Annotated in this window: 23 protein-coding genes; 14 read left to right on the top strand and 9 right to left on the bottom strand. The window is 41.8% G+C overall.

Annotation, left to right across the window (positions count from 1 at the left end; genetic code table 11):
- The first annotated feature begins 141 nt into the window (after positions 1–141).
- The 3 genes from QPK24_RS15865 (at position 142) to QPK24_RS15855 (ending at position 2,740) form a co-directional block, all read left to right on the top strand.
- On the top strand, positions 142–573 hold the full coding sequence (locus QPK24_RS15865) for a MarR family winged helix-turn-helix transcriptional regulator (RefSeq protein ID WP_213529471.1): 432 nt from the start codon (positions 142–144) through the stop codon (positions 571–573).
- A 187-nt stretch (positions 574–760) separates the two neighbouring features.
- Positions 761–1,201 carry a MarR family winged helix-turn-helix transcriptional regulator gene (locus tag QPK24_RS15860; RefSeq protein ID WP_285742693.1) on the top strand — a complete coding sequence of 147 codons (441 nt, stop codon included), beginning with the start codon at positions 761–763 and terminating at the stop codon, positions 1,199–1,201.
- Positions 1,202–1,210: 9 nt separating this feature from the next.
- Positions 1,211–2,740 carry a DHA2 family efflux MFS transporter permease subunit gene (locus tag QPK24_RS15855; protein WP_285742691.1) on the top strand — a complete coding sequence of 510 codons (1,530 nt, stop codon included), beginning with the start codon at positions 1,211–1,213 and terminating at the stop codon, positions 2,738–2,740.
- Positions 2,741–2,795: 55 nt separating this feature from the next.
- On the opposite strand, the gene QPK24_RS15850 is transcribed toward QPK24_RS15855, so the two are convergent.
- On the bottom strand, positions 2,796–3,530 hold the full coding sequence (locus tag QPK24_RS15850; protein WP_285742689.1) for an RluA family pseudouridine synthase: 735 nt from the start codon (positions 3,528–3,530) through the stop codon (positions 2,796–2,798).
- Positions 3,531–4,394 carry a class I SAM-dependent methyltransferase gene (locus QPK24_RS15845; RefSeq protein WP_213529462.1) on the bottom strand — a complete coding sequence of 288 codons (864 nt, stop codon included), beginning with the start codon at positions 4,392–4,394 and terminating at the stop codon, positions 3,531–3,533.
- Between the two features lie 173 nt (positions 4,395–4,567).
- On the opposite strand from QPK24_RS15845, the gene QPK24_RS15840 reads away from it, so the two are divergent.
- Positions 4,568–4,981 carry a hypothetical protein gene (locus QPK24_RS15840; RefSeq protein WP_285742685.1) on the top strand — a complete coding sequence of 138 codons (414 nt, stop codon included), beginning with the start codon at positions 4,568–4,570 and terminating at the stop codon, positions 4,979–4,981.
- A gap of 246 nt (positions 4,982–5,227) precedes the next feature.
- On the opposite strand, the gene QPK24_RS15835 is transcribed toward QPK24_RS15840, so the two are convergent.
- Together QPK24_RS15835 and QPK24_RS15830 are read right to left on the bottom strand one after the other, a co-directional pair.
- Positions 5,228–6,736 carry a 4-hydroxyphenylacetate 3-hydroxylase family protein gene (locus QPK24_RS15835; RefSeq protein ID WP_285742684.1) on the bottom strand — a complete coding sequence of 503 codons (1,509 nt, stop codon included), beginning with the start codon at positions 6,734–6,736 and terminating at the stop codon, positions 5,228–5,230.
- Positions 6,737–7,016: 280 nt separating this feature from the next.
- Positions 7,017–8,480 (bottom strand): ATP-binding protein, encoded by a 1,464-nt coding sequence (locus QPK24_RS15830; RefSeq protein ID WP_285742682.1) that lies wholly within the window; start codon positions 8,478–8,480, stop codon positions 7,017–7,019.
- Between the two features lie 202 nt (positions 8,481–8,682).
- On the opposite strand from QPK24_RS15830, the gene QPK24_RS15825 reads away from it, so the two are divergent.
- The gene (locus tag QPK24_RS15825; protein WP_285742680.1) at positions 8,683–9,552 is read left to right on the top strand and encodes a hypothetical protein; all 870 of its coding nucleotides are present in this window, start codon (positions 8,683–8,685) and stop codon (positions 9,550–9,552) included.
- Positions 9,553–9,892: 340 nt separating this feature from the next.
- Here the strand turns inward: QPK24_RS15825 and QPK24_RS15820 are convergent, their stop codons facing one another.
- The 5 genes from QPK24_RS15820 to QPK24_RS15800 form a co-directional block, all read right to left on the bottom strand.
- Entirely contained in the window at positions 9,893–10,171 is a 279-nt protein-coding gene (locus tag QPK24_RS15820; RefSeq protein ID WP_213529448.1) for a YxcD family protein, read from the bottom strand.
- Positions 10,172–10,176: 5 nt separating this feature from the next.
- Positions 10,177–10,644 (bottom strand): hypothetical protein, encoded by a 468-nt coding sequence (locus QPK24_RS15815; protein WP_285742677.1) that lies wholly within the window; start codon positions 10,642–10,644, stop codon positions 10,177–10,179.
- 87 nt (positions 10,645–10,731) lie between these two features.
- Positions 10,732–11,289: a PadR family transcriptional regulator gene (locus QPK24_RS15810; RefSeq protein WP_213529444.1), complete on the bottom strand. Its 558-nt coding sequence runs from the start codon at positions 11,287–11,289 to the stop codon at positions 10,732–10,734.
- 248 nt (positions 11,290–11,537) lie between these two features.
- Positions 11,538–12,116 (bottom strand): beta-class carbonic anhydrase, encoded by a 579-nt coding sequence (locus QPK24_RS15805; RefSeq protein ID WP_285742672.1) that lies wholly within the window; start codon positions 12,114–12,116, stop codon positions 11,538–11,540.
- Positions 12,117–12,163: 47 nt separating this feature from the next.
- Complete coding sequence (locus QPK24_RS15800) at positions 12,164–12,508, bottom strand: iron-sulfur cluster biosynthesis family protein (protein WP_285742670.1); 345 nt, start codon at positions 12,506–12,508, stop codon at positions 12,164–12,166.
- A gap of 117 nt (positions 12,509–12,625) precedes the next feature.
- Between QPK24_RS15800 and QPK24_RS15795 the strand changes: the two genes are divergently transcribed.
- From QPK24_RS15795 to mutL, 9 genes are all read left to right on the top strand, one after another.
- Positions 12,626–14,143 (top strand): carboxypeptidase M32, encoded by a 1,518-nt coding sequence (locus QPK24_RS15795; protein ID WP_285742668.1) that lies wholly within the window; start codon positions 12,626–12,628, stop codon positions 14,141–14,143.
- Between the two features lie 261 nt (positions 14,144–14,404).
- On the top strand, positions 14,405–15,415 hold the full coding sequence (locus tag QPK24_RS15790) for an ABC transporter substrate-binding protein (protein WP_285742666.1): 1,011 nt from the start codon (positions 14,405–14,407) through the stop codon (positions 15,413–15,415).
- A 27-nt stretch (positions 15,416–15,442) separates the two neighbouring features.
- On the top strand, positions 15,443–16,225 hold the full coding sequence (locus QPK24_RS15785; RefSeq protein WP_285742663.1) for an ABC transporter ATP-binding protein: 783 nt from the start codon (positions 15,443–15,445) through the stop codon (positions 16,223–16,225).
- Entirely contained in the window at positions 16,222–17,061 is an 840-nt protein-coding gene (locus QPK24_RS15780) for an ABC transporter permease (protein ID WP_285742661.1), read from the top strand. The genes QPK24_RS15785 and QPK24_RS15780 overlap by 4 nt, the downstream gene beginning before the upstream one ends.
- Before the next feature lie 190 nt (positions 17,062–17,251).
- Positions 17,252–18,223, top strand: coding sequence for an aromatic acid exporter family protein (locus tag QPK24_RS15775; protein WP_285742659.1), 972 nt, complete (start codon positions 17,252–17,254; stop codon positions 18,221–18,223).
- 106 nt (positions 18,224–18,329) lie between these two features.
- On the top strand, positions 18,330–18,887 hold the full coding sequence (locus tag QPK24_RS15770; protein WP_285742656.1) for an outer spore coat protein CotE: 558 nt from the start codon (positions 18,330–18,332) through the stop codon (positions 18,885–18,887).
- 111 nt (positions 18,888–18,998) lie between these two features.
- Positions 18,999–20,228, top strand: coding sequence for a putative amidoligase domain-containing protein (locus QPK24_RS15765; RefSeq protein ID WP_285742654.1), 1,230 nt, complete (start codon positions 18,999–19,001; stop codon positions 20,226–20,228).
- Between the two features lie 105 nt (positions 20,229–20,333).
- Positions 20,334–23,111, top strand: coding sequence for a DNA mismatch repair protein MutS (mutS, locus tag QPK24_RS15760; protein ID WP_285742652.1), 2,778 nt, complete (start codon positions 20,334–20,336; stop codon positions 23,109–23,111).
- Between the two features lie 37 nt (positions 23,112–23,148).
- The gene (gene mutL / locus QPK24_RS15755) at positions 23,149–25,194 is read left to right on the top strand and encodes a DNA mismatch repair endonuclease MutL (RefSeq protein WP_285742649.1); all 2,046 of its coding nucleotides are present in this window, start codon (positions 23,149–23,151) and stop codon (positions 25,192–25,194) included.
- Positions 25,195–25,205 lie beyond the last annotated feature (11 nt).

Raw genomic sequence — 25,205 nt, 5'->3', positions numbered from 1 at the left:
GCCAAAAATGGGGAAGGATTCTTATCTATAACAGCGAAATGTTCATCTAGCAAAGATAATTCAGCTGGTGAATAGTAGACCATGTAAATCAAAGTTCACTTATGTACATTTGACCTAATCCATGGAAAGGGGAGGAAACGAATGCATTCTTCCGAATTTGTAAAATTGTGGTCCATACTAACGAAGGATTACAAATCACATATGGAACAGGAACTGGCTCCTGTACTCACCGAAGCCCAGCTTACTGTACTGGAACTTTTGCTGGAACACCCAAGAATGAAACCTTCTGAATTTACGCCATATTTAGCTACCACACCTGCAGCGGTTACGATGCTGCTTGATCGAATGGAGAAACATGAGCTAATAGAACGAAGAAGAGATGACCGTGATCGAAGGGTCGTGTGGATTACGTTGAGTGAGAAAGGGAGGCTCGAAGCGGTACGCGGGACGACGATTAGAGAAGAATTTATTGATCAGACATTAAGTAAGATTTCATCTCATAATCAACAATTGCTGGTGTACCTTTTGTCAAAAATCACAACACAAACGGCAACAACGAAGCAATCTTCTTAAATAAATGAATGGTCTGAAGCCAGGAATATATTATATTCCTGGCTTTATTTATGTATATATTTAATTAAGAAAGTAATTACATATGAAAATAGTTGACTATTTTCATTATCGGGTTATAATATTACTTTGTAACCCTTATATTTCGTATACGAAATATTATATATAATAACTAATTAGGGTGAATATAATGATGGCTTATGATGAGATGTACCGTATTTTCAACTCTTTCCGCCAAGTATCACAGACGTTTCATCGTAACTTTTGGGTTGATGAGGGTACGGGGGAGATCGAAGTAACCAGAATCCAACTCCTCGTATTGTCCATTCTGGTTGAACATCCGAATATCGGTCTTTCGGAACTCGCTGATCTTTGTCACATGGGAAACAGCACGATGAGTGGAGTTATTGATCGTCTGGTAAAAGCAGGAATGGTTATGAGGGAAAGATGTTTACAGGATAGAAGGTCACTCGAGCTTCATGTAACAGAAAAAGGCAGGAAAACTCAAGAAAAGATGTATCAGCTATTTATGAAGCGGGTAGCTCCGATGATGGATTTACCAAAGGAAGATATTGAAAATCTTCTACGTATTCATTCACTGATGATTCAAAAGATGGAGAAAGAGAGATGATTTGTATTTATGAGTAGTATTGCTGCGAACCAGCCTTCGAGTGCTGGAGATGTAAAGAAAGGCCCTATTTTATTTGCAATGCTGCTGGGTGCATTTGTTGCGTTTTTGAACCAAACGTTGCTTAACGTTGCATTGCCTAGTATTATGGGAAGTCTGAATATTACAGAAACGACGGTACAATGGTTGGCTACCGGGTTTATGTTAGTGAATGGTGTACTTATGCCAGTCACCGCCTATCTAATGGCTAAGTTCACAACAAGACAAATTTTTATTACGGGTATGAGTTTATTTACAATCGGTACCCTGTTATGCGGCATAAGCCCGAACTTTGCGATCCTAATGACAGGACGTGTTATTCAAGCAGCAGGCGCAGGTATTATGATGCCACTGCTTAATGTTGTGGTTCTTAACATTTTCCCTATAGAACAACGGGGAAAAGCAATGGGGACGATCGGGATTGCCATGATCTTAGCTCCGGCGATTGGTCCTACACTTTCAGGTTATATTGTTGAAAATTACGACTGGAGAACTTTATTCTGGATTATTCTTCCGATTGCCATAATCTCCATTCTTATTGGTATGCGTTTCGTGAAAAATGTAACAGTAACGAGTGATCCTAAGCTTGATATGGTTTCTGTTGTTTTATCTACGCTGGGATTTGGTGGTTTACTATATGGATTCAGTGATGCTGGTTCAAAAGGATGGGGAGACCCGGTTGTCATCTCCTGTCTTGCTGTCGGTGCAATTGCATTGCTTATCTTTATCATAAGACAGTTCAAACTAGAAACCCCGCTGCTCGAGTTCCGTGTATTTAAAAACAGCATGTATTCCTTGAATACAGTAATACTTGTTGTAGTAAATATGGCAATGTTCTCAGGTATGATTTTGCTTCCTATTTATCTTCAGAATACACGCGGTATCAGTGCATTTGATTCCGGTCTTCTCATGTTACCGGGTGCAATTGTGATGGGGATTATGTCTCCGATTACGGGTGGATTATTTGATAAGTTTGGTGCCAAATGGCTGAGTATTATTGGTTTGGTAATTACCGCAGTGACAACCTATGAATTCAGTAAACTCACAATGGACACTTCTTATAATCATTTGATCTTGATGTATACATTCCGTATGTTTGGTATGTCACTGCTTATGATGCCGATTCAGACAGCAGCGCTTAATGATATTCCGCAAAGGTTAAATGCGCATGGTACGGTTATGTTAAATACAATGCGTACGGTGTTTGGTGCGATTGGTACAGCTGTTTTCGTAACCATTTATAGCAGCTCGCTCAAACAATATGTTCTTGATCAAGCTGGTGTAAATATGAATGACCCAGCAGCTGTTGGAAAATTAGCACAGCAGTCTCCGCAAGTACTGGCACAAGCAAGTATTCATGGTATCAATTTTGCCTTTATCATTGCTGCTGTTCTGACTGTAGTGGCTCTTGTATTAGCGTTCTTCATTAAAAAGTCTGTTCCTAAGGATAGTAAAGGTTTCCCTATGGGTAAGCCCGAAGTTAGCACAAGTCAATCTAATTAAAAATGATACAAAAAAACCGTTCTGCTAAAGCAGAGCGGTTTTTTGCTGATCCCTTTTAAACAAAGGGCTGACGTGCAGCACTCTGATATATACTTTCTTGCCATTCACTCCAAGGATATTCTCTTGGTGGAATCGAGATAAGCTGAATATATTCTTTCGTTACTGGATGAGGAAAACCGACAGAACAGGACCACAAGGATAGCTGCTGACCGGGCTTATTCACAGACGAACCATACTTTTGATCCCCATATAAAGGACAGCCCATTTCTTTACACTGTACTCTAATTTGATGGGATCTCCCTGTATGGAGAACGACTTGAATTAAGCTGTAATGATCATTTTGGCCTAATACATAGTAGTCAAGCACAGCATCTTTACCGCCGGGTGTACCTTTCGGAACAGCCTTAACGATATTCGTCTTCTCATCCTTAAGTAAAGTGTGTTCAAGCCTGCCCTGGCTTGCAGGGGGATGACCGTGAACAACGGCTACGTAGGTCTTATCAAATTTTCTGGTCCGAACTGCATCAGATAGTCGGGAAGCCGCTTTAGAGGTTTTGGCAAAAATCATAGCACCTCCAACAGGTCTGTCCAATCGGTGAACAAGTCCAAGGTAAACATTACCGGGTTTGTTAAACCTGATTTTTATATCTTCTTTTAGCAGATTCAGCATGTCCATATCACCCGATACATCTGCCTGTGTAGGGACATTAACGATCTTCTCAACACCTAATAGGTGATTGTCCTCGTAAAGAATGGTGATTGGAGGTAAATTACGACCATGTACCATCATTTATGATTCCCAGCGTCCCAGTATACCGCATGGCAGGGTCATACCGGATTTCGTAATCGGAAGACCGATCTCGCCTGCTGATATTTTACCGCCATACTTATCTGTCATCGTCATGTTCAGCATGTTAGACAGAACCGTAGGAGAGATTCCTGTTGTATAGGAGTTAATCAGCATAAACAAGGGGTTATCCGACAAAATTTCGGTGCAAGATTCAAGGAATGGATATAGGTTTTGTTCCAACTTCCAAGTTTCTCCGTTTGGACCGCGTCCATAGGATGGAGGATCCATAATAATCGCATCATAACGGTTTCCACGGCGCTTTTCACGTTGTACAAATTTAAATACGTCATCTGTAATGAATCGGACCGGGCGATCTGCGAGGCCGGAGAGCTGAACGTTTTCTTTAGCCCACTGCACCATACCTTTTGCAGCGTCAACGTGAACGACACTTGCACCTGCATAGGCAGAAGCAACCGTAGCCCCGCCTGTATAAGCAAACAGGTTCAGCACGGAAATAGGTCTTCCAGCATTTTGAATCTTGTCCATCATCCAGCGCCAGTTGGCTGCTTGTTCTGGAAACAAACCTGTATGTTTAAAACTCGTAGGTTTAATATAAAATTTAAGCTGATCATATGAAATCGTCCAGCGGTCCGGGATCGGCTTTTTCATATCCCAGTTTCCTCCGCCAGAAGAACTGCGATGATAGTGACCATGCACATCACGCCATGCACCGGTCTCTTTTTTTAAGGGCCAAATAATTTGCGGATCGGGTCTTCTAAGGATAATATCTCCCCAGCGTTCCAATTTCTCTCCGCCGCCAGTATCAATAACTTCGTAGTCTTTCCAATCTTGAGCTGCGTACATGTAATTAATCCATCCTTCGTTTTTAACATTTAGATACTATTGTACAACAATTCTATGTTTTCATGCCAGTATTCCCCGGAATACTGCGGAAAAAACAAAATGAATTCCCTTGAGAAATGGTCTGATTCACTTTTTTTGGGTAAACTTATGATATAGGAAGAAGGAGGAGAGCCATGGGAAACAGCAAAGCATGGATTTTATGGACGCTCATTTGTCTGGGTTTGTTTTCGACGATACTATATATCTATTCTTTTAGCGTATACCATTCAGGTCTTGATCTCGGGTTTCTCATCTTTGGCGTACTTCCCCTCAGCATGGGATTATATGAACAATCTCGTATGAAGAAAACCAAGAATAGAAGGATGGAAAAGCAACTCTTCATGTTCGCTATGGAGCAGGACCAGCTGCTTACAATCTCAGAAATTGTGTTGTATACAGAGATGGATCAGAAAATGGCAGAACAGGTTCTAGAAGAATTGCGTAAAAAAGGACTTGTAAAAATAAAAGTCGCTGATAACGGAGTATGGGTATATGAATTTGAACCGTTGTTAACGAAAGAACAAAAACTTTCCGCTGAAAGAGTATAGTGCTGGAGCAAAAGAGAGAACCTCTGTTGAATTACATAGAAAAGTAAGGGACGAGGCGTCCTGATTAGTGTGTCGTCCTTAGAGAGTAATACGGTCCCTTAGAAATAGAAAAAACGATTGCCGCGCGCTTAGAATGCGGCAATCGTTTAACTAACGAAATGTTCTCTGATATTGATTCAGCTGAACATAATTGGCATGTAAATTAGTTATAGTTCTAGCAGTACACTTATAATTATTCACTTCAAATCATTGCTCATTTTCTTTCACTTCTTCGATTTCTTCCATTTCTTCCGCTGTTTCCTTCTTTTCGATCCCTAAGAAGTCATGAATCAACTGCTGATAATCTTCATGATTATCATAACTGTTAAACATCCGGAAATTAACGGTTTGAGCATTACCGAAGAAGAAGCGCTCAAACTGACTTTGCCGTCCCCCGAATGAACCAGCTCCAAGTTCCCATGCCAGTCTGAATAGAGCGATGCGATCTTTAGATGTGGACTCCAGACCATGTAAATACTCATAGACATAGCTTCCAATCTCTGAAGAGAGATCTTCTTCGTATGGAATCATGATTATACCACTAGAGCCAAGCCGCTGAATCATATCCACCATTTCTAAATAGAAAGTGGGAAACAGAATACTGGAAGCCAGAAGAGGACTTGATGCTGGCACATAATAACCATACTGGTTTTGTTTTGCGCCTTCTTCTGCTGCAATTCTAAGCGCTTTAAACGTTTCAAGCATGGTCATAATCTTGGCTGTTTGGCCAATGATGTTAGCATCAAAGCTTACATTCTGTTCATGTGCTAGTGATTCTACAAGTCCGAGGAAAAATTCTGTCTTTGCTATATACCGAGATACAATTTGATGTCCGATATGTGTATGGAAATTTCCATCACTGAATAAACGGTAACCGATATTTTCATCGCCATAATAGAACATTCGGTCATGCGGTACGAGTACACGGTCGAAGATAACAAGCGTATCCATCTCTTCATATCTTGCACTGAGCGGGTGATTGTAGAAAGACTCGGAAGCATTGCTTTCTCGGCAAATAAAGGTTATACCTTTCAGGTCGTTTGGAATGGAAAAAGCGAAGGCATAGGGGTTTTTCTCTTCAAGAGGATACAGGGTAGGGGTAGGAAATACGAGCATCTCATCACAAGTGACTCCTTGTGTTGCCATCATGAAGGCACCGCTGATGATAAAACCTTCCTCATTAACTTCTATCACTTTAGCGGTAATCGAATCCTCTAAGGAATCCACTTGTCCTGATACTTTACTAGCGAATGGCTGAATAAAAGCGTGAGACAAAGTGATATCATTTTCTCTGCAGTAAGTATAATAATTACGAAGGTTATTCGCGTATGCCGGGTTATGCTCTTCTAAAATATCAGCTGCCGTATATAAAGACATGAGAGCTGTATTCATATAGTCTGGAGAACGGCCCAAAAAACCATGATGCTTTGCAGACCAAAGGTCCATCATGCGTTTTCTTTTTTTAATATCATCTGGATGAACAGGGGGCAGAAAAGAAAGCCCGACAGGTTCGCCCGTCAGTGGAGAGGGATAAGTCATTTCAGCTTGATACTCAGGATCACACTGTAAGTCGTATAATGCAGCCTGCGTTTTCATGAGTCCGCTGAACAAAGGATGCTTTGAGTAAGGTCCCGTGATTCTTTTTCCTTGATACCATAGGTTTAAATTTTGTTGATCTATGCGTTCGATATACTGTGTGCCATTTTTTATTGGCATATTTTTCACCTCTTGCGGCTCGACTAGGAAGATAGACGGACATCTATCTGCTGTTAAGATACTGTACGAAAAAGAGGATTTGAAAGTACCTTGTCCATGGCGCAATGGATAAGATTGGGCGATATACTGATACTGTGATATAGGTAAGATAGATGGCACTCTCAAAGAAAGAGAGGAGTAAAGAAAAGAAAAAACCGTCTCGTCCGCATCCAAAACGTGGACAACATGAGACAGTTCTCTATGTAAGCAGTTGTAGATTGAGTGTTCCTTACTGTATAGATTAAAAATTCTCTTTATCTGCAATCATGATCATAGGTAGGGATACGGTAAAAGTGGTACCCTGCTCAAGAATACTGTCTACTGTAATAGCTCCGCCATGATTATGGATAATATTTTGTGTGATCATAAATCCAAGGCCTGTTCCTGTATCTTTCGTTGTATAAAAGGGCTTTCCTAGGGCATCCATTTGATCTTTGGTCATGCCGTATCCTTGATCTTGAACACGAATTTGGACTTCTTTATCGATGACCTGTAGATAAACCTGGATCATTCCTCCATGATTCATCGCTTCCAGTGCATTTTTAAGTAAATTAATGAATACTTGCTTCAGTTGATTCTCCACACCCATAATTAAAATGAAGGGTTTATCAGGGTATTGTGTAACAATCTCGATGTTCTTAAGAGAAGCTTGTCCATACATTAATGTAATTACTTGATCTATTAAAGACATTAAATTTAGTGGTGTGCTGGTATGGTTCTTTTGAGGCTTGGATAAGACGAGCAGTTCATTTACAATGAATTCGATACGTTTCAGCTCGGATTCAATGATCGAAATGTATTGATCCGACTTATCCTTAGAGGAGCGGAGCAGTTTCATAAATCCATTGATCGCCGTGAGTGGATTGCGGATTTCATGGGCAATTCCCGCAGCTAATTGGCCGGCAGTAGATAGCTTTTCGGATTGCATCGTGCGTTCTTTCTCTGCTTCTTGTTTTGTGATATCTTTGAAAATTCCAATGACAGCATCCTGACCTTTAAAGGTAATTTGTAATGAAAATCCTTCCACATATTTCTTATGTCCATTTAGGCATCGGATTAGATAGCGAACAGATCCTAATTCCTTGTTCTTATCATACTGTTCCCTGCGTTCCAACAGAATACGGTGACTTGAGGGATCTACAAACTGATCTGTACTTTTCCCTAGAACTTCATCCATACTTTCAGCATAGACCAATTGCAGCCCAGCGGGATTCACATAATTAATAATTCCGTCTACAGTAATCAGCACAGTGAGAGAAAGCCCTTCTAACATCTGTTGAAGAAAGTGTTCATTATCATGTAAAGCGTTCTTCGCTACCTGCAGCTGCTCCTCTGCATGTTTAATCTTCGTGATATTATCAAATTGAGCCAAATAATATATAGGAACTTGATTGTTATCCAAAACCATGGAAACATGGATGTGAAGAGAAACTTTATTGCCTGAAGGATGAACGTATTCTTGTTCGATCCGTGTATAACTGGGACTACTAAGACCCAGCGGAAGGGATTGTCCTGCTTGAATGATATGAATTATCATGTCGTCTTCCATGAAAGGAAGAGGGGGAGATGAAATGATATCTGGCTTTTTATATCCCAAGAGATCATAAAGTGCCTGATTTGCATTGAGAATGGTTCCATCTAACGAAATGAGAGCCATACCGATCGCTGCTTGTGTAAAAGCAAAGTCATAACTTTGTGATCGCACTGAATGTCTCCTCTCTTGTGACAGGATGTATATGATTTTAATTATAGTCTTTGAAATGAAAACGGCAACATTTATCTTAGTAAATAGTGAAATAAGCCAAAAGCCTCTATTAAAATAAGTAAGATTACATATAATTGACCTGATGTTATAGGTAATGTAAAATATAGTAAAAATATGATATTAAATAGTGAGGAGGGAAATAATGCACGAACCTTATCCTTATAGTGAATCTCTCGACTTAGACACAATCGTGAAGTTGATTCAGATCAACTATACCTTAGAGAATTGGGAGGAAGTGCTTTCGTTCTCAGACGAATTGATGACTTTAGCCAAAGAAATTCACAAGGAACTCGTTGAAACGGAATCCACTTCTCATGAATTTAAACAACATATTATTTATTATTTTGGTTATAGTTCTTTGATGAAGAGTTTATCCTATCAGAAATTAGGTGAACTGGGCAAATCGAGAGAGTACATATCACTGTATGCGAATCTGGATTGGCTTAATGATTCTACGGAAACAGGAAAGTTTATTATAGAAGATTTCAAATTTTTCGCTTCAGCGAATACACTGCAAATTGATGTACTAGATGGTAAACAAGAAAGAATACCTGAGTATGTTGAATTTCTAGTTAAAACGCCCGATCAAGCACTTCAAGGATTAATAAATATCCTTCGTTCTGCGAATCAATACAATTACGATGTGGAAACAGAAATTAATCAGTTAAGTCCACACATAAAAGACTATACTCACTATAAAGAGAAGGTTAAGGCAGCGCATTATTTGGCTTATCAGTATCAGTTAGCTTTATATAGACACAAAAGACAAGAACACTCTGCTGCGATTGATCTGACTTTGCACATTCTTTTTGCAGCGGATCAGTTAGGCAATGATAAATATTTTAAAAAAGCAATATCATTATTTGAAGTAATTAGAAAATTTGGCAGTGTTTCACAGTTAAAGCTGTGTTATGATATACTAAACGATATCATTATGAGAGGAGACTTATCCGATGAAAAAAGCCCTTCTTTCCGTAGCACTCCTGCTGGGTCTAGCAGTAGTAACTTTTAGTTACACTCCAGTCCAATTGGATCTAGCTGATCATGGATCTGAGTACACTGGCAGATAATAACTGATACTATCTAACATATATAACTAACATACATAAATACATGTACTTGAATCCTTTTATAACTCTCTAAGTGAGTTTTGAAATGGATTTCTAGACAAGAACTTTAACGATTCTTACTAGCTTTTTCTAGCTGGTGGGAATCGTTTTTTTTGTTCGTGGTCCATAAGAATGTTCGCCCCGTTAAGAATTCAGTGATGAAAAATAAAAAAGCGGTCTTCGTGTCATATCAATGACGCAAAGACCGCTTATTCTACTGTATATGATACTGCCTTGTCCTGACTAAGTACGAATTGTAGCCGTAATTTCTTCATCAAGTTCAAGGGTGACATCTTCACGATAAGCACGAATGTTATATTCTTGGTGAACATATCGCAAGATCGCTTCAATCATATTCGCTTCAACGATGAACTGGCTGCGACCTTGAGCCCATACCTCGGCACTGTAACCAGTATCTTCATCCCAACTAAGTTCGACTTGAACATCTGTTGGCTTAATTTGTTTACGTTCTGCGGTGTGGATGCATATTGCATTCACGATCTCATCCATTGTAATAACCATATTTCTTAGTACCGTCCGTTTCCGCCGTTGTTATTACCTGATCTTTCATTCTCCAAGCGGCGTTTCTTAATAGATCTATAGATACCTACTCCAAGCATAACAATGACATAGATTGCTAAGAGGTTAATTGCAAGTCCTAGAATGTCGCCAAGGAATCCCATGTTACCGAAAAGACCTCCGAACAACATTCCTGCAAGACCACCAATCATCAGACCTTTCATTAAAGATCCACCGCCGAAAAATCCAGGCTTCTTGGCTGCTGTGTTTGCAGAGTTATTTGCAGTAGTGCTTTTTGTATTCGAGTTCGTACTGTTATTAGAACGGCTTGGATTACTTTGATAAGACTTGGTACCTGACTTAAATCCACCACCGCGGCGTGCATCAGCATGATCCGGAATTGCAAGAGTAGAGAAAACCAGTGTGAAAGCCATCATTACCATTAATAGACGTTTCGTGCTGAACCATTTTTTCATATGAGTGAAAAACCCTCCTGGAATGTGATTTTTGTGACATAAGTTATTTACGTTTGAGAAAAAAATTGGTTTCATTTTTTTCGATCATTAATGTGTACGGGTTGCTTCGCGTTCTTGATAATGAGCATTCATGAGGCCGTTAACCCAATGGCACCATTCAATACCGGTTTTTGCAGTCATGGTTCCTTTCGTATTTACAATGTATTCCCCAAAGTAGGGGCTGCCTGGCTGTACTGCTTCTTCTGGTAAATTGGCAAGCAATGCTTCATAGTATGCAAGCCGAGATTCAAACCAATCTCTGCGTTCATCTACCCATCGCTTCATCACAATAGGGTTCGTGACTTGAAAGCAGATCATACGAAGATTGAGTTCATCCCTTAAAGCAGGGGTGGACACGGGAGTGTACATCCAGTCTAATAATTTCTGAATACCTTTGTCTGTGACACGGTACATTTTTTTATCCGGTTTGTCTGTTTGTTCAACCCAGCGAGCCGATAACAGCCCATCATCTTCCATTCGAGAGAGAATGGGATAAATTTGGCTATGCTTTGCTTGCCAGTGGGGCTGAATTCTTAGCATAAGATCATAACCGGAAGATTCGTCACGTGTGAGTAACCCGAGCAAACCATAGGACAGTATGTTCAAGTGGACATGTCTCCTTTACTTAGTTATAGCTACATCAAACATGGAATTAAGCGTTTTCTATAACTATAATATGAATAAAAGTGTACACTAATACTGTATGGTTTGACAACCGTTCTTCGGTTTCTACGGGAAGATTGTATAAGGTGTGTCACGAAAATGTAATAAAAAAACAAGACCGTACATTACGAAATGCAATGCACAGGGTCTTGTTTTTTTATAAATTAAGATTTCTCTATAGATTTAAGAATTTAAGATTTCACTGCAAGATTTTTATTTCCGTCGACTAAGAGATCCAGCGCACCTGTTTTAGGATCAATAATCATACCGTGAACCGGTACATCGGAAGGAAGGAGAGGGTGGTTGCGAATCAGTTCTACCGTTTCCATTAATCCTTCTTGTACGTTATTAAATCCGCGGAGCCAGTTTTTCAGATTGATTCCAGAATGTTCAATCGTATCTAGAACCTCACCCGAGATTCCTCTTTCCGTCATGTGATGGAGCATATCATCACTATTAAGTGCTGCCATACCACATTCATGATGCCCAACAACAATGACTTCTTTTGCGCCAAGCTCGTACAGGCCAACAAGAATACTGCGCATTGCACTGCCGAATGGATGAGAAATAATAGCACCAGCTGTTTTAATGATTTTTACATCTCCATTACGGAAATTCATAGCTTTAGGAAGAAGCTCGACTAACCGTGTATCCATACAAGTAACGATCATCATTTTCTTTTGAGGAAACTTATCTGATATGTAAGCCTCATAGTCCCGGTTTTCTACAAATTGCTTGTTGTGTTCCAGAATATCCTTGATGTTGTCCATGTTACTTCCTCCTTAGTAATTACGAGCTTAAAATAGGGTTTAACTGCTTAGTCCTGGTTTTGTAAACGAGTATCCTTCGGAAACAAATACATTCCATAATGTTGTCCGTTACTGGATAGTCTCAAAGAACGATCCCCAGGATCTGTTGATAAAATAAGTTCCTCTTCAAAAAAAACAGCCCTATGGCCGTCGATAATAAAGTTGAGCTCCGGAACATTGCTCTCAATTGTAATATCCAAATCTTCAGGGTTTGAAACAATATGAAATGCAGGAACGCCGTTAACCGCACAACCACAGCCTTCCGTATCGTAAATCAATCGAAATACACCAGGCGTATCCCCAAGCTTTTTCTTAAGCAGATCTTCTGCAGCCTTGCTTACTTTGATTCTCATAGTCACTCGTCCCTCCTTTATAGCTAGATAAGTAAACTACCCTGTAAAGTTGATTATACGACTTACAAAAAGTATGATCAATAGGGAGTAATTATATTGTAAGCGAGGTGCATTGACATGGATCACGATATTCAAGCGAAATTAGATGTTTTTTTGAATATGAATCGAAAAATAAAAAGTTATTATGAGGCAATCGGTCTACTGGATTGGGATTTAGCTACAGGGGCACCGCGTAAGGGCGTAGATACGCGTTCTGAAACCATTGGTATGCTGGCAACGGAAGCGTTTAAGATTTCAATCTCGGATGAAATGAAAGAACTCATCACTTATTTAACGAGCGAAGATGTATGTAAGCAGCTTCAAGAGCAAGATCAGCGTCTGATTGAGGATGTTAAGCTGGAATTGAATCGTATGCAGTCCGTACCGCCGGATAAATTCCAGGCATTCAGCGTGCTTGCGCCTAAATCACAAGTGCAGTGGGAGAGTGCAAAAGAAAACGGAGATTTCGCTGCATTTGAACCTTTCTTATCCCAAATCGTAGAGATGAAGAGAGAATTCATAGATTATTTCGGTGTGAAAGATACGCGCTACGATACGCTGCTTGATATGTTCGAACCGGATCTCACGGTAGCAAAACTGGATGAAGTATTCAGTAGATTAAAAGCGCGTCTTGTTCCCCTGCAAGATAAAATCAAAAATTCGGTACATAAACCGGATACTTCCTTCCTAGAACAATCTTTTGATATCAAGAAACAAGAAGAATTCAGCCGCTATATTCTAGGGGAAATGGGCTACGATTTTGAAGCGGGAAGACTCGACGAAAGCGTACATCCATTTGCTACAGGGCTTAATCCAGGAGATGTGCGTATTACCACGCATTATTATGAAAAAGATGTGGCAAGCGCCGTATTCAGCTCACTTCATGAAGGCGGTCATGCGCTGTATGAACAAAATATCGATCCAAAACTGGCAGGGACCCTTCTTGCAGAAGGAACTTCCATGGGAATTCATGAATCTCAGTCCAGACTCTGGGAAAATATGATCGGCCGTAGTCTTCCTTTTTGGGAGCGCTACTATCCGGTATTACAGTCTTATTTCCCAGAGCAGCTGAAAGATGTGTCTGTCGAATCTTTTTACCGTGCCATTAATAAAGTAGAGAGTTCATTAATCCGTATTGAAGCAGACGAACTAACGTACAACCTGCATATCATCATCCGTTATGAAATAGAGAAGATGTTATTTAACGAGAATTTATCTGTCTCAGACCTTCCTGCGGTGTGGAATGATAAATATAAACAATACCTTGGTGTGACACCTCCTCACGATGGATTGGGTGTTTTACAGGATGTACACTGGTCGAGCGGAGATTTTGGTTATTTTGCGTCGTATTCACTGGGAAATATGTATGCTGCGCAGATCGTTAACACGATGCGAAAAGAAATGCCGGAATTTGATCGACTTCTTCGAGAAGGAAATCTTTCACCAATTAAAGAATGGCTTACGGATAAAGTTTACAAGTACGGTAAATCACGAAAACCATCTGAACTTATTCTCGCAATTACGGGAGAGGAACTAAATCCAGATTATCTTGCCGATTATTTAGAGGAAAAATATAAAGAGATTTATTCTTTATAAGCTTAGATAGAGAGAAATATACTCGAAATGTGGTTCTGATGAAAATAAAGCAACGAAATGTGCTATATAAATCAATTCATTTCGTTTTCAAAAAAGAGAAGATAAAGCTGACGGTCATTATGACCTGTCAGCTTTTTTTACATCAACATGTAAAATATATGGAAACGGGCGCGATGATCCCCCGAATTCATTAACCATTTGTAGGTTCATTGCATACGTATACTCATAAATTGCATTGCTTACTTAGGGGAGGGTTCTAAGATGAAAGGTAAAGGATGGTGGAAGCTGCTTGTGCTGCCGGTTCTCCTGTTGAGTGTCGTTATGAGCGGGTGTACGGGCGGGAAAAGCAGCGGGGATGTCAAGGTACGGGTAGGAGAGGTTACTCGTTCCGTATTTTACGCACCGGAATATGTAGCTGTCGCTAAAGGTTTTTTTAAGGAAGAAGGTCTTGATGTAGAGATTCAAACGACCGCTGGTGGAGACAAAACCATGGCCGCTCTACTAGCAGGGTCCATTGATATCGCCTTGGTGGGAGCGGAAACGTCAATCTATGTGTATCAACAGGGAGCAGAAGACCCTGTCATCAATTTTGCTCAAGTAACGCAAACCGATGGAACCTTTTTATTCGCAAGAGATCAGCAAGGTGACTTTGACTGGTCGCAGCTTAAAGGAAGCGAGTTCCTCGGTCAAAGAAAAGGCGGGATGCCGCAGATGGCGGGAGAGTTTGCACTAGGTAAAAAAGGGATCAATCCGCACCAGGATTTGACGCTCATCCAAAATATCGATTTTGCAAACATTGCAGCTGCTTTTGCTTCAGGAACCGGAGATTATGTGCAGCTATTTGAACCGCAGGCATCCATCTTTGAAAAGGAAGGTAGAGGGAAAGTAGTGGCTTCCTTCGGGGTGGAGAGCGGACATTTGCCTTATACGGTATTTATGACAAAGCAAAGCTATATCAAGGCGAACCAAGAGACGGTAACCAAATTCACTAGAGGTCTCCATAAAGCACAGACCTGGGTGAACGAGCACTCATCCGAAGAAATCGCGGAAGTGATCATGCCTTATTTTAAAGATGCGGATCCATCGATCGTTACGAGCAGCATAGAGCGATATAAAGCTCAAGAAACTTATGCCACTGACCCAATCATTGATGAGGAAGAATGGAATAACTTGCTTGCCGTTATGAAAAATGCAGGAGAGCTGAAAGAGGAAGTTCCCGCTTCTGCCATTGTGAATAACGATTTTGCAAATGACGTTATCTCTTCCAAGTGAAGCCTTTTTATCAAAGGAAGTGAGTAAATGAATTTAATAGAGATGAAAGATATTACCCATGTATATGTGACCGAGAGAGGAGCAAAGCTCGCAATTGAATCCCTTCATTTAGAGATCAATGAGGGCGAGTTCATTAGTCTTGTCGGTCCGAGCGGCTGCGGCAAAACAACGTTACTCTCGATGATCGCAGGCCTTCTTTTTCCTACAAAAGGAGAAGTCAGGTTATCTGGAGATCTAATCAAGTCCCCCTCCCCCAAGGTTGGATATATGCTGCAGCAGGATTACTTGTATCCCTGGCGGACCATTCAGGAGAATATACTCATTGGTCTTGAAATTACAGGACAGCTTACGAAGGATTCCGCACAAAAAACAAGCGAGATGCTCGCAAATATGGGCCTCGCAGGGACAGAAAACCTCTACCCTTCCTCCTTATCAGGGGGGATGCGCCAGCGGGTAGCCCTTGTCAGGACGTTGGCAACAAGCCCTGACCTGCTCCTGCTGGATGAACCCTTCTCAGCACTAGACTATCAAACGAAGCTCCAGCTAGAAGATTTGATCTCTGACACACTTCGAGCGCAGGGAAAGACGGCTATTCTGGTGACACATGATTTATCTGAGGCGATTGCTGTAAGTGATAAAGTGATTGTACTTGATAAAAATCCGGGAAGAATTCGCAAAATATTTATAATTCCGGACGGAATCAGGAAGGCGCAGCCTTTTTATGCACGAGAACAGACTGGGTTCAATGAACTATTTAATGAGATATGGAGAGAACTTGAAGACACAGATGGAAAGGAGGATAACAGATGAAGGAGCAAGAAGGTTTGAATCCATCTCAAGGGCAGGACTGGCTTACGCAAATTCACAGTCAGTATAGTCGTAAACGAAAATCCTTGCGCCGTAAAGTTAGTCTTACCCAGATTGGTATTCTCATTATGATGTTTCTATTATGGGAAGTCGCTGGAAGAATGAAATGGATTGATGTACTGCTCTTCAGTTATCCTTCGAAAATCTTTGGACAGCTTGGTAAGGATATAGCCAGCGGTGAAATTTGGAGTCACTTATCCGTTACTGTCTTTGAGACGGTGGTTGGGTTTCTGCTTGGTACCATCCTAGGAACGCTCATTGCCATCTTGATCTGGTGGTCGCCTTTCTTGTCCAAGGTTCTTGATCCATACCTCGTCGTATTTAATAGTATGCCGAAAGTAGCCCTCGGGCCCATCTTTATCGTCATGTTTGGTGCGGGTTTTACCGCTATCATCATGACCACCATCTCCATTACCGTTATTATTACAACGCTCGTTGTGTATAACAGCTTTAATGAAGTAGATCCAAACTATGTGAAGGTTGTTCGTACATTTGGAGCGAACCGTAAGCAGATTTTTCGAAAAGTTATTTTTCCTGCTTCGTTTCCGGCGATTGTCTCTACTTTAAAAGTGAATGTGGGGCTTGCGTGGATCGGGGTGATTGTCGGAGAATTTCTTGTTGCCAAGGAAGGACTTGGATATCTCATTATTTACGGTTTTCAGGTGTTTAACTTTACGCTCGTCATGTCAAGTCTTATCGTTATCGCTGTGGTTGCTACGGTGATGTACCAACTTGTAGCCTGGATTGAACGTAAACTGATGGGAGGGCGTGAATTATAGCACGAGTGGAACAAATTATGTAAAAAAGACACGAAAATGTGTAGATTTAGCGTCACCCGAATAAGTTACATTGTTAGGCTAACAAAAATCATGTACGATAAATACCTACGATCCGTTTGGGTAATAACAAGGTTGTCTGCATTCATGTAGAACCTTGATTGCCGAGAGAGATAGAGGAGAGATATCATACATGGGGTTTCGCGTTATTAAAACAGCTATTGCAGCTCTTATGGCTGTGCTGATTGCTGATGCAGCGGGCTTGCATAGTCCGACCTCGGCAGGTCTACTCGCTATACTTGGAGTGGACGTAACTCGCAAAAGAAGCCTGAAAACCATTTCGGCACGTTTTTTCGCGTCGGTAGTCGGGCTTCTTTTTGCATCTGTTCTGTTTGCGGTACTAGGTTTTCATTACTGGGTGCTGGCAGCATATATACTAACCGCTTTTCCAGCGATTGTACGAGCAGGGTTTAAAGAAGGAATCGTTACCGGATCTGTTGTTGTATTTCGGGTATTTAATGGAGGAGAGATCACCCTTGAAGTCATCGGCGTTCAGATTCTGATGCTTATCATTGGTCTCGGTTCGGCTATGGTTGTGAATATGGCTTACATGCCTAAACCAGATAATAAACTTATAAACATTAGACACGATATTGACGCATTATTTTCTGTAATTTTCAAGGAATTCGCTAACACCCTGAAAGATCCTTCTTATGTTTGGGATGGAAAAGAGATTATTGAAGCAGAAAAAGTGATCTCAAGCGGAATTGCAGCTTCTAAAATGTATCTTGAAAATCAGGTTATTCATCCAAACGAAGAATGGACAGTTTATTTTTACATGCGAAAAGCGCAGCTGGATTCCATTCAGCATATGATGCATCTGATCTCACAAGTATATACAACGATGACGCATGCTGAGATGGTAGCCGAATTATTTGATCAGCTAAGCGCCGATGTTCATACCGAGTTCTATACGGGACGTACCGAAAAATTGCTGCAAGAGATGGAAGAGCAGTTTCGCGTAATGGACCTTCCAACCACAAGGGAGGAATTTGAACTTCGTTCAGCGATTAGACAACTGTGCAGAGAACTTGGATTATATTTAAAAATTGCGAAAAAAGATAAAGCTCCTTTTCCGTGTCAGCAAAAGGAGAATAGCTTTTAATAAATAAATCTTTTATTAATAGAAAAAATAAGTGACTTAATCAATCAACAAATGCCCATGTCCTGCATACATATAAATGGAATGATTGTATGGAGGAGGTTCAAAGATGTCATTAGGTCATAAACAACAATGTAGAGAGATTATAACGAAAGCGATCTGCGGCAAAGGTCGTAAGTTCTCTACCGTAACACATACTGTGACTCCGCCACATAATCCTACCAGTATTTTAGGTGCATGGATTATAAATCACGAGTACGAGGCGGTTGCGGCTGGTGACGGAATTGAAGTGATTGGTACTTACGATATCAATATTTGGTATTCTTATGACCAAAACTCTCAAACCGATGTTGCTAAGGAAACAGTGTCTTATGTAGAGAATGTTCCACTTTCGTACCTTGATCCGAAACACCGTGCTTCTACAGTAGAGGTTTCTGCGGAGTCAACACAGGAGCCGAGCTGCGTAGAGGCAAGTGTATCTTCAAATGGAGAAAGTGTACTTATTCGGGTGGAACGCGAATTCGCTGTCGAACTGATTGCCGAAACCAAAGTCAATGTGATTGTTAGTCCTCATGGCTGTGGGGACGATGACAAAGATTATGATTTTGGTACAGTCGAAGCCGATTTTGATGAACTAGATCCAGACTCACTGGATGATGAACTGTAATTGCTTTTTCGATCTGTATAGTGCATCATATGCGCCGAACTCTTCGGCGTAGAGGGCGGCAGCCCTCCTTTTTTTTATTTTTTTAGCCTGAAGGAGAAGGGTGGAAGCGGGATGGCAGTAATCTGGAATTTGCCTTTATATGAGCAGATGTCTATCACAGAACGAACTGCAAGACTGAGACGTTCGGGTCTCGGTTCCACCCTCTCTCTACATAGAGAGCAAGAAAATCATTTTAAAGTATATTATGAAGTGCTAGTTAGTCAGCTGAGGGCATTGCGAGTTCGGAAGATCGTATACACAGGAATAAAACAAGTGAAAGAAACGTCTGTACTAAGAATAGAAGAAACGTCCCGCTATAGAAGGATTGAACGTGCCGCCGTAAAGGCAGCTTATGCGCTGAATTTAGCACACGCCGAGATTGTACTGGAAGCATCGGAGAAAGGAGCTGTCATCACGAGTGTCAACGATTATCCTTGGCTCATAAGTGATGACATTCGTCTGATGTACGAACAGGCTGTAAAGGAAACAGAACTCGCTTTGGAAGCAGAAGCAGAAGCGGGTACTGTACCGGTACTTGGTATGGACCCTGAGTTTCTACTATTACGTGAAGACAGGTCTATGGTACCTGCTTCTCAGTTTTTGGATCGTCAGGGAGAAGCGGGATGCGACTCTATTTCTCGGGATGGAAGAAGGATCTATCCTGTAGCCGAACTCCGCCCAAATCCGAGTGCAGAACCGAGAGAACTCATAACACACCTGATGCATGCGTTTCGTACGGCGTCTTCTCTGATTACCGATCGTTCTTTAATCTGGTGTGCAGGAGGAATGCCTGTAAAAGGGATCCCTCTAGGGGGACACGTACATTTTAGCCGGGTGGTGCTTAGTTTTGAGCTTCTAAGAGCACTCGACAATTATTTAGCACTGCCTGTTGCTATACTAGAAGATCCGAGAAGTGCCGGAAGAAGGCCGCGTTATGGATACCTGGGAGATTTTCGAGTTCAGCCCTACGGAGGATTTGAATATCGTACGCTGCCAAGCTTTCTAATCTCCCCCATGATCGCAAAAGGGGTCGTGGCTATGGCAGGCCTTATTGCCTCTCAGTACCGCAGACTAAACCTGCGTCCGCTCGATCAGCCAGAGATCCATGCCGCCTTTTATGAAGGGGATCGGGTTATGCTCCGCTCTGTTATGGAGCCGCTTTTGCAAGAAATGATTCTCCTTCCTGAGTACCGAGGGTTTCATAAATATATTAATCCGCTAGTGTCTGCCTTATACGAAGGAAAGACGTGGGATGAAACGAGAGATATCCGGCCCTTGTGGAATATTCCGCTAGAGCCATGACATGCTTAGTCTTTTTGTTATAATAGAGATCTGAACGATAGAAAGCCGTATCTTAGATCAAAGATATGTAAGCTTTACAACGTGTAGCAGGAGTGGATAAATATCATGGCACAATATACGCCGATGATTCAGCAATATTTGAAAGTAAAAGAACAAGCGCAGGATGCGTTTCTTTTTTTTCGTTTAGGTGATTTTTATGAAATGTTTTTTGATGATGCAACACTTGCGGCTAAGGAACTAGAAATCACTCTTACCGGCCGGGAAGGCGGAGTTGGCGAAAAAATACCGATGTGCGGAGTGCCTTATCACTCTGCTGATAACTATATACATCGTCTGATTGAAAAAGGGTATAAAGTAGCCATCTGTGAACAGATGGAAGATGCAGCAACAACAAAAGGAATGGTACGCAGAGAAATTGTGCGTGTCATTACGCCGGGAACGGTAATGGAAGGCAAGACGCTTGGTGATAAAAGCAATAACTATATGGTCTGCCTCACACAGAAAAACGGAATGATCGCCATTTCTGCATGTGATCTATCTACGGGCGAACTTTATTTAACATCCGCTCTTTATTCTGAGAAGTGGTTAAAAGATGAGATTGGGATTTATGAACCGTCAGAGATTCTTGGTGATGCGGCCCTTCTTCATACGGTAAAGAGTGAACTGATGACGGGAAATCGTCCAGTTACCTATACAGAATATGAGAAGAATAAAGCTGACTATGTTATTGAACAGTTTGGAGAAACGGTATGGGCTAGACTCGGTGAAGAACGTCAGCACTGTCTCGCGACTTTATTCTCGTATCTTCATGAGACACAAAGACGCTCTCTTGGTCAGCTTACAGAGGTATCGACGTATGAACCTGATAACTATATGATCCTTGATCCTTTTACTAGAAGGAATCTAGAACTTGTAGAAACGGTGCGCGATCGGTCGAAGAAAGGCTCCCTGCTGTCTCTCATTGATAAGACGGAGACCTCCATGGGCGCAAGAATGCTCCGCCGCTGGATCGATAAACCTCTTTTGCAAAAAAGTAAAATTGAAGAGCGTCTAGAAGCGGTAGACAAGCTGTATCATCAGTTTATCTTACGTCAGGATATTCGGGAGCAGCTGCAAGAAATCTATGATCTCGAACGCCTTGTCGGACGGATTGCATTCGGGAATGCGAATGGCCGGGATATGAATGCACTAAAAGTATCACTCGCCAGGGTTCCTGCTTTGATTGATTTATGTCTGAACTCCCCATCTGAAACATTGCAGAAGATTGCGGGTTCCTTAGATCACTGTTCTGACCTAAAGGAACTCATCGAGGAAGCTATTGTGGATGAGCCGCCTGTTTCCGTACGGGACGGGGGAATGATTCGTGAAGGGTACCATGAGCATCTTGACGAGCTGCGTTATGCGAGTGTGAACGGGAAACGCTGGATCGCTGAGCTTGAGGCAAGAGAACGTGAAGCAACAGGGATTCGCTCTCTTAAGATTGGATACAACAAAGTATTCGGTTATTACATTGAAGTGACCAAATCGAATGTTGCTTCCTTGCCAGAAGGAAGATATGAGCGGAAGCAGACGCTTGCGAATGCGGAACGTTACATCACTCCGGAGCTGAAAGAGAAGGAGTCACTGATTCTGGAAGCCGAAGAAAAAATGGTAGGACTCGAATATTCTCTTTTCATTGAACTTCGGGATAAGCTGGCAGGTGAAATTAAAAGACTTCAGCGTCTTGCCGAGCAAGTCGCAGAGATTGATGTCTATCAATCCCTTGCTACGGTGAGTGCAGAGCGAGGTTTTGTAAAACCTGTTATTACAGATGCATTTGATATGAAGATTAAGCAAGGCCGACATCCGGTCGTAGAATCCGTCATGAGAGATGGATCGTTTATGGCTAATGATACGGTGATGGAACAAGAAGATCCGCGTATTTTGCTAATCACTGGACCTAATATGGCAGGAAAAAGTACCTACATGCGGCAGGTTGCCTTGATTTCCATTTTAGCGCAAATGGGTTCGTTTGTACCTGCTGCATCGGCAGAAGTTCCAATTATGGACCGGATTTTTACAAGAATTGGCGCAGGTGATGATCTCATTGGAGGTCAAAGTACATTCATGGTGGAAATGGCTGATATTCAGATCATGACTGAAAAAGCAACACCACGGAGTTTGATTATTATTGATGAGCTTGGCCGAGGTACCTCTACAAGTGAAGGAATGGCCATCGCTCAGTCTGTGATTGAATATGTGCATGATCATATTGGCTGTAAGGCGCTTGTATCGACTCATTTTCATGAGCTGTCTCATCTCGAGGATAGTTTATCTTCTCTTCGCAACTACTCGATGGCAGTTCAGGAAAAAGAAGATGAAGTGCAGTTCCTGCGCAAATTAATTCCAGGAGCTGCGAGCAGCAGTTACGGTATTTACGTTGCTAGACTTGCAGGTCTGCCTGACTCGATTATCGAGCGGGCAAAAGGTCTCATTCATGAGACTGTTGGTACGATGGACAAGCATGACCAAGAGAAGAATGCACGGACAGAGGCTGCTACTGGCAGAGAACAAAGCGCGGCAACAACTGAGGCGGCAACTACTGATGACAATACGCATTCTAGTCTATCCTCCAAGTCGGATGGACGTAAGACAGATGAATATGTCATGGAATCGCCGCTCTTCGAGACAGCTGAAGAGAGTACGCAAGATACGGAAGTCGTTCAGCTCTCGATTTTTGATGAAGAAGACATTGTGCCGAAGAAAAAAGCATCCCACGCAGAGGTAGACCCAGCGGTGAAGCAAATCATCAAGAAACTCAAAACAGCGGATTTAATGAATATGACCCCGCTGGAAACGATGCAGTTTGTGAATGACCTGAAAAAGAAAGTAAATGATTTATAATTAAAAATATAGTTTGAAGTAAAGGGAGGGTTAAAAGGTGGCTAAAATTCATGTCCTGGATGAACATATTGCAAACCAGATTGCTGCAGGTGAGGTAGTAGAAAGACCCGCTTCTGTAGTAAAGGAGCTTGTAGAAAATTCGATCGATGCAGGCAGTACTCGAATTGACGTCTCCGTCTATGAAGGGGGACTTCAAACGATTCGTGTCACGGATAACGGCGGCGGCATAGATCCCGATGATATGGAGACCGCCTTTTACCGTCACGCTACAAGTAAAATCGAGAATGGCAGAGATCTCTTTGAAATTACGAGTTTAGGATTTCGAGGAGAAGCACTTCCGAGTATCGCTGCCGTGTCTAAAGTTCGTCTTGTCAGCTCAAATAAGGATGACGGGCGGGGAAGAGAGATTGTAATTGAAGGCGGTAAATTAATCCGGCATGAGGATATTACCGCTTCTCAAGGTACGGATTTTACAGTAGAAGAACTGTTCTATAATACACCCGCAAGACTGAAATATATGAAGACTATCCAGACAGAGCTTGGTCATATTTCGGATGCGATCTACCGAATGGCACTATCGCATCCTGATATCGCATTTACCCTGAGACATAATGGGAATATGCTGCTACAGACGATTGGGAACGGAGATTTAGTTCAGGTGATTGCTGCAATATATGGAACATCTGCGGCCAAAACGATGCTTCCGGTAAACGGAGAAAACCTGGATTATAAGATTAGCGGATTTGTGAGCCGGCCTGATTTTACTAGAGCTAACCGTAACGGTATATCAACGATTATAAACGGAAGATATATTCGAAACTATGGACTGAATCAAGCGCTGCTTAAAGCGTACCATACCTTGCTGCCTATTAATCGGTTCCCGCTGGCCGTGTTGCAGCTTGAGATGCACCCTTCGCTCGTAGATGTGAACGTGCATCCGGCTAAGCTCGAAGTAAGGTTTAGTAAAGAAGCTGAACTTTACGCTTTTGTAGAGGAAATTGTACATGCTGCTCTGCGGCAGGAAGTGTTAATACCGCAGGTAGTTAAGCAAACGATTGGAAAGCCGGGCAGCACTTCTACGGTGCAGGAACAATTCCATTTTCCAAGAGGTAGGATTGAAGATCGTGCAGAAACCAAGCAGTTCTCGGGTTCGTTTGCGAAGCAATTGCCTATAACTGAAGAAAAAGAGTTACCTGCTACTGAGATGAGAGAGCGCGTGATTCCCTACGATGGGCAGGATCGGGTTAAGGATCAGGTACTTCCTTCTAAGAGTTTGAAAGATGATCTGGATGAAGACTACATTCAGCCGGATGGGCAGCAGGAGACTCCTTCACCCTTTCATTATTCAGCGACTTCTTCAGAAGTGAGAAACGAGCCTCAACAACGGAGACAATCTCAGCTCAATAAGTCCTTTAAAGACTATTATCGCGATATCGCTGCACCCAAAAGTAACAAACCGAATGATGCTCATCATCAGTCTTCGGAGAGTCCAGAGCTTCCTGAGTTTCCTGAACTTTCTCTGATTGGTCAGCATCACGGAACGTATCTGATTGCGCAAAATGACAGCGGGCTTTATTTGATCGATCAGCATGCTGCTCACGAGCGAATAAATTATGAGTTTTATTACAAGCAGTTTGGTAATCCAGTAGAGGCATCTCAGGAGCTGCTGCTTCCGATCACACTTGAGTTTACCCCTTCAGAAACAGAACAGCTGAAAACGAAGCTGACGTGGTTTGAGAAAGCAGGTGTCTATCTCGAGCATTTTGGAGGGCAGACTTTTCGTGTTACTTCCTACCCTTATTGGTTCCCAAAAGGAAGTGAAGAATCAATCATACTAGAAATGGCAGAATGGGTGTTATCGGAAAGGTCCATTGACTTATCGAAACTGCGGGAAGCATCTTCTATTATGTGTTCGTGTAAGGCATCAATTAAGGCAAATCAGAAATTGACTGAAAAAGAGGCCGAGGTCTTGCTTGAAAGACTCGCAGCGTGTAAGCAGCCGTACACATGTCCACATGGAAGACCTATTGTCGTTTCCTTTTCAACGTATGATTTAGAAAAAATGTTTAAAAGAGTTATGTAAATTGGTATAAG

The organism is Paenibacillus polygoni, from assembly GCF_030263935.1.
In the GTDB taxonomy this organism is placed as follows: domain Bacteria; phylum Bacillota; class Bacilli; order Paenibacillales; family Paenibacillaceae; genus Paenibacillus; species Paenibacillus polygoni.
This window is presented reverse-complemented; position numbering and strand designations above follow the sequence as displayed.

Excerpts from the sequence above, each read along its gene's own strand:
- QPK24_RS15865 (WP_213529471.1), top strand. The coding sequence starts at position 142 with ATGCATTCTTCCGAATTTGTAAAATTGTGGTCCATACTAACGAAGGAT.
- QPK24_RS15860 (WP_285742693.1), top strand. The coding sequence starts at position 761 with ATGATGGCTTATGATGAGATGTACCGTATTTTCAACTCTTTCCGCCAA.
- QPK24_RS15855 (WP_285742691.1), top strand. The coding sequence starts at position 1,211 with ATGAGTAGTATTGCTGCGAACCAGCCTTCGAGTGCTGGAGATGTAAAG.
- QPK24_RS15850 (WP_285742689.1), bottom strand. The coding sequence starts at position 3,530 with ATGATGGTACATGGTCGTAATTTACCTCCAATCACCATTCTTTACGAG.
- QPK24_RS15845 (WP_213529462.1), bottom strand. The coding sequence starts at position 4,394 with ATGTACGCAGCTCAAGATTGGAAAGACTACGAAGTTATTGATACTGGC.
- QPK24_RS15840 (WP_285742685.1), top strand. The coding sequence starts at position 4,568 with ATGGGAAACAGCAAAGCATGGATTTTATGGACGCTCATTTGTCTGGGT.
- QPK24_RS15835 (WP_285742684.1), bottom strand. The coding sequence starts at position 6,736 with ATGCCAATAAAAAATGGCACACAGTATATCGAACGCATAGATCAACAA.
- QPK24_RS15825 (WP_285742680.1), top strand. The coding sequence starts at position 8,683 with ATGCACGAACCTTATCCTTATAGTGAATCTCTCGACTTAGACACAATC.
- QPK24_RS15820 (WP_213529448.1), bottom strand. The coding sequence starts at position 10,171 with ATGGTTATTACAATGGATGAGATCGTGAATGCAATATGCATCCACACC.
- QPK24_RS15815 (WP_285742677.1), bottom strand. The coding sequence starts at position 10,644 with ATGAAAAAATGGTTCAGCACGAAACGTCTATTAATGGTAATGATGGCT.
- QPK24_RS15805 (WP_285742672.1), bottom strand. The coding sequence starts at position 12,116 with ATGGACAACATCAAGGATATTCTGGAACACAACAAGCAATTTGTAGAA.
- QPK24_RS15800 (WP_285742670.1), bottom strand. The coding sequence starts at position 12,508 with ATGAGAATCAAAGTAAGCAAGGCTGCAGAAGATCTGCTTAAGAAAAAG.
- QPK24_RS15795 (WP_285742668.1), top strand. The coding sequence starts at position 12,626 with ATGGATCACGATATTCAAGCGAAATTAGATGTTTTTTTGAATATGAAT.
- QPK24_RS15790 (WP_285742666.1), top strand. The coding sequence starts at position 14,405 with ATGAAAGGTAAAGGATGGTGGAAGCTGCTTGTGCTGCCGGTTCTCCTG.
- QPK24_RS15785 (WP_285742663.1), top strand. The coding sequence starts at position 15,443 with ATGAATTTAATAGAGATGAAAGATATTACCCATGTATATGTGACCGAG.
- QPK24_RS15780 (WP_285742661.1), top strand. The coding sequence starts at position 16,222 with ATGAAGGAGCAAGAAGGTTTGAATCCATCTCAAGGGCAGGACTGGCTT.
- QPK24_RS15775 (WP_285742659.1), top strand. The coding sequence starts at position 17,252 with ATGGGGTTTCGCGTTATTAAAACAGCTATTGCAGCTCTTATGGCTGTG.
- QPK24_RS15770 (WP_285742656.1), top strand. The coding sequence starts at position 18,330 with ATGTCATTAGGTCATAAACAACAATGTAGAGAGATTATAACGAAAGCG.
- QPK24_RS15765 (WP_285742654.1), top strand. The coding sequence starts at position 18,999 with ATGGCAGTAATCTGGAATTTGCCTTTATATGAGCAGATGTCTATCACA.
- mutS (WP_285742652.1), top strand. The coding sequence starts at position 20,334 with ATGGCACAATATACGCCGATGATTCAGCAATATTTGAAAGTAAAAGAA.